The sequence below is a fragment of the Phytobacter sp. V91 genome (assembly GCF_965644225.1).
In the GTDB taxonomy this organism is placed as follows: domain Bacteria; phylum Pseudomonadota; class Gammaproteobacteria; order Enterobacterales; family Enterobacteriaceae; genus CBFFRJ01.
Genome location: NZ_CBFFRJ010000239.1, coordinates 1 through 3,372, shown reverse-complemented (window position 1 = coordinate 3,372; position 3,372 = coordinate 1). Strand labels below are relative to the sequence as shown.

Here is a 3,372-nt window from a genome sequence, read left to right as displayed (position 1 = left end):
AGATTCGCGCGACTGACTTAAAGGTCAAACCTTTCGGAGTCCCCCGGCAAAGCCGGGGGTTTACCGGACTTAATTACAGTATTGAGCGTAAGCGAAAGCTATACGACTGTAGAAATTTCGCTTCCTCGAACACATTCAAAAAGACGAATGTGTTCTGCGGCGAGCGCTTGGAAAAGGGAAGCCTAAAAGTTGGGCTGTTTCCCACAAAGCAGTTGCTGGTTGAAAACTGAAATGCTGGGGTAAGGTAACGGCATGCAACTTGGGGTGTTTCCCATATAGCAAACAAAGAGACTTTCTTGGGCTGATTCCCATACTCAGCTAGTTAATTTTTTAGTTGGGGTATTTCCCACAAATCAGATGCACCACAAATTTCTATGATTAATTCCTTGCAACCTGAAGCTTTTTGTTCAAAATGACAAAAAACGTCATCAGGAAGGCATTATGAAAAATATTGATCAGTTGAGAAAGGTCGCCTCCAGAGCTCACAAAATGTTGATCTCATTGAGTGAGAACGTGAGAGAGGCGAAGAATGAATTACAGCAGAACGATTTCTATCAGGTCTACAGCAAAGCTTCTTTATACAGGTTGCCTAAACTGAGCAAAGGCAGTGTTGAATATGCTGTAAATGAGATGGAGACAAATGGCTATGAGTTTAGTAAGAGGCCGTCGGGCAATACTGTAAAATATGCAATGACACTCCAGAATGTAATAGATTTATATCATCACAGGGGTGTCCCCAAGTACAGAGATAGACACAGTAAAGCCTTTACCGTGTATGTCACTAATCTCAAAGGAGGCGGTTCAAAATCAGTTTCAACAGCATCACTTGCCCACGCTTTTCGTGCACACCCTCACTTAATCTTTGAAGACTTAAGAATTCTGGCACTGGATTTTGATCCGCAAGCCTCACTCACAATGTTGCTTTGCCATCAATATTCAGTAGGAATCGTAGAAGCTACAGCTGCGCAAGCAATGCTTCAAAACGTCACACGTGAAGAATTGTTGTCCGACTTTATAGTTCCAACAACAATACCTGGAGTTGATATCATACCTGCATCAATCGATGACGCATTTCTTGCAGAACGGTGGAAGGAGTTATGCCAGGAAAACTTACCGGGACAGAACCTGCATGCGGTGCTCAGAGAAAACATCATCGACAAGCTTGAGAATGATTATGACTTCATTTTTCTGGATTCTGGTCCACACCTGGATGCATTCTTAAATAATGGAATTGGCGCGGCTGATATCCTTTTAACCCCTCTTCCTCCAGCGACAATCGATTTTCATTCATCTCTAAAATTTGTTGCTAGCCTACCTGAACTGATTACAAGTATTGAGGATGAGGGGCATGAATGCCGCCTTATCGGGAACATCGGGTATATGTCTAAAATTCTGAATAAGTCTGACCATAAAATATGTCTCAGTCAGGCAAAAGAGGTTTTCGGCGCAGATATGCTTGACGCTGTTCTACCTAGATTGGACGGGTTTGAACGAAGCGGCGAATCTTTCGATACGGTTATTTCTGCAAACCCTGCAACGTATGACGGAAGTACAGAAGCTTTAAAAAGCGCTCGGCAGGCAGCTGAAGATTTTGCAAAAGCTGTATTTGATCGAATTGAGTTTGTTCGCTCGAACGGAGGTTTATAATGAGTAGAAAAACAATTGGGCGGCAGTTAAATTCTCAGTTAGCAGCAGAGCAGGTACCATCTGATGGAAGAGAGCAGATTTTCACATTAAAAAGTGGACGCAGAATCAAATTCAGGCTTATCGCTGTCCCTTCAAATGACGTGGACTCTAAAACCTATGTCAGGCAAGCAACAAATGGCAGGGATCAATCTGCTTTAACAAAAGAGTCGCTCAAGGACATTATCAAAACCATCAAATTCCAACAATTTTTCCCTTGCATCGGTGTGATGGATGGAGAACAGATTGAGATATTGGATGGTTCCCGCAGACGAGCTGCCGCTATTCATGTCCATGCTTCGCTTGACGTAATGGTGACTAATGAACATCTATCGTCCGAAGAAGCTCGACAGTTGGCCAAAGACATCCAAACAGCTAAAGAGCACAATCTTAGGGAAATAGGTATTCGACTTCAGTCTCTAAAAGACAGTGGATTAAGCCAAAAAGAAATTGCCGAAATTGAAGGCTTGTCCCAGGCGAAAGTCACAAGGGCCATGCAAGCTGCATCTGTTCCGCAAGAACTTATATCCCTTTTTCCCATCCAGTCTGAACTGTCATTTAGCGACTATAAATCTCTTCTTGAGATAGATCAGTCGTTACAGCAAAAGGAAATTGGCTATCAGTTGTTTCAGGAGACAATGAAATTTCAGCTTGATGACATTATGTCAAATGAAAAGCTTGCTGAAGATGAGCAGAAAGCAGCAGTCTTGAAACTTATTTCAAAAACAACTTTATCTTTGCTTTCTACGCCCGCAAAAGATAAGGCAGTAGTTACATCGCTATGGAATTTTGAAGAGAAAGATAAGTTTGCGCGCAAAAAGGTTAAAGGCCGATCTTTTGCTTATGAATTCAACAGGCTTTCCAAAGAAGTACAGTCTGAAATAGACCAGGCAATTTCAGAGGTTCTTAAGAAGAATTTAAACTGAAAATTTCTCCACGGCGATTTCATTATCAACCTCATGTTTTACCATGATTTTTTTATTAAATTTCACGATGAAATCGCCAGTTTTCCAGCTGTATTCCCCTCTCATACTGTGCGTTAGCAGAACATGCAAAACCGATTTCCCTGGTGCTTCCTCGCTCACTCGCGGGCTACGCCCTGTCGTTCGGCTGCGGCGAGCACTGTCTGCTCTCTAATTGCGGCTTATTACGTTATTTTTGCGACCGGGATATCTTTCCAGCGAGTGGTATAGGCCGGTGACAACATCTCTCGTTTCATTTTCCATTCAGGAGATACCCCCCTGCCAGCAAACCATATCTGGCCCAGTCCACTCTGATTGACATGATCCACGACTTTCATAAGTGCCTCACTGTGCGGGCGTGGCGCCTGTTCGTCAAACAGGTTCAGCTGAGCAACACCGCTGCCCGTGAAATCATTCAGCATAAGCCCCGCTTTAGCATACCGGTGACCATCTCGCCAGATGCGCTCCAGCGACCTCTGAGCGGCCGCAATAATATCTCGTGTATCCTGAGTAGGTGTCAGCAGCGTTTCGCTGGCTACGTTGCTGTAATAGGGCTCATTTACGGCAAAGGGAGAGGATTTCACAAAAACGGAGATATGGCGGCAGAACTGGCGTTCACCACGCAACTTCTCTGCAGCACGTTCTGCGTACATGGTTAGGAATCTGGAAAAACGTTTTAAAAACTCACTGACCATGAACACAGGAGCCCGAAACGCAGTGATGGTGT

4 protein-coding genes are annotated in these 3,372 nt (G+C 44.0%); 3 read left to right on the top strand and 1 reads right to left on the bottom strand.

Annotated features, from left to right (window positions below; genetic code table 11):
* The 3 genes from ACSZO4_RS25210 to ACSZO4_RS25200 form a co-directional block, all read left to right on the top strand.
* Nucleotides 1-230: hypothetical protein (locus ACSZO4_RS25210; RefSeq protein ID WP_437891830.1), on the top strand; the 230-nt coding region annotated here is incomplete at its 5' end.
* Between the two features lie 211 nt (nucleotides 231-441).
* A complete protein-coding gene (locus ACSZO4_RS25205) occupies nucleotides 442-1,647 on the top strand; it encodes an AAA family ATPase (protein ID WP_437891829.1) in 1,206 nt (401 codons plus the stop codon).
* Nucleotides 1,647-2,609: a ParB family protein gene (locus tag ACSZO4_RS25200; RefSeq protein WP_437891828.1), complete on the top strand. Its 963-nt coding sequence runs from the start codon at nucleotides 1,647-1,649 to the stop codon at nucleotides 2,607-2,609. The genes ACSZO4_RS25205 and ACSZO4_RS25200 overlap by 1 nt, the downstream gene beginning before the upstream one ends.
* 221 nt (nucleotides 2,610-2,830) lie before the next feature.
* On the opposite strand, the gene ACSZO4_RS25195 is transcribed toward ACSZO4_RS25200, so the two are convergent.
* Nucleotides 2,831-3,372, bottom strand: a 542-nt coding sequence (locus ACSZO4_RS25195) for a DUF4113 domain-containing protein (RefSeq protein WP_437891827.1), incomplete at its 5' end; no start/stop codon positions are given.

Excerpts from the sequence above, each read along its gene's own strand:
- ACSZO4_RS25205 (WP_437891829.1), top strand. The coding sequence starts at position 442 with ATGAAAAATATTGATCAGTTGAGAAAGGTCGCCTCCAGAGCTCACAAA.
- ACSZO4_RS25200 (WP_437891828.1), top strand. The coding sequence starts at position 1,647 with ATGAGTAGAAAAACAATTGGGCGGCAGTTAAATTCTCAGTTAGCAGCA.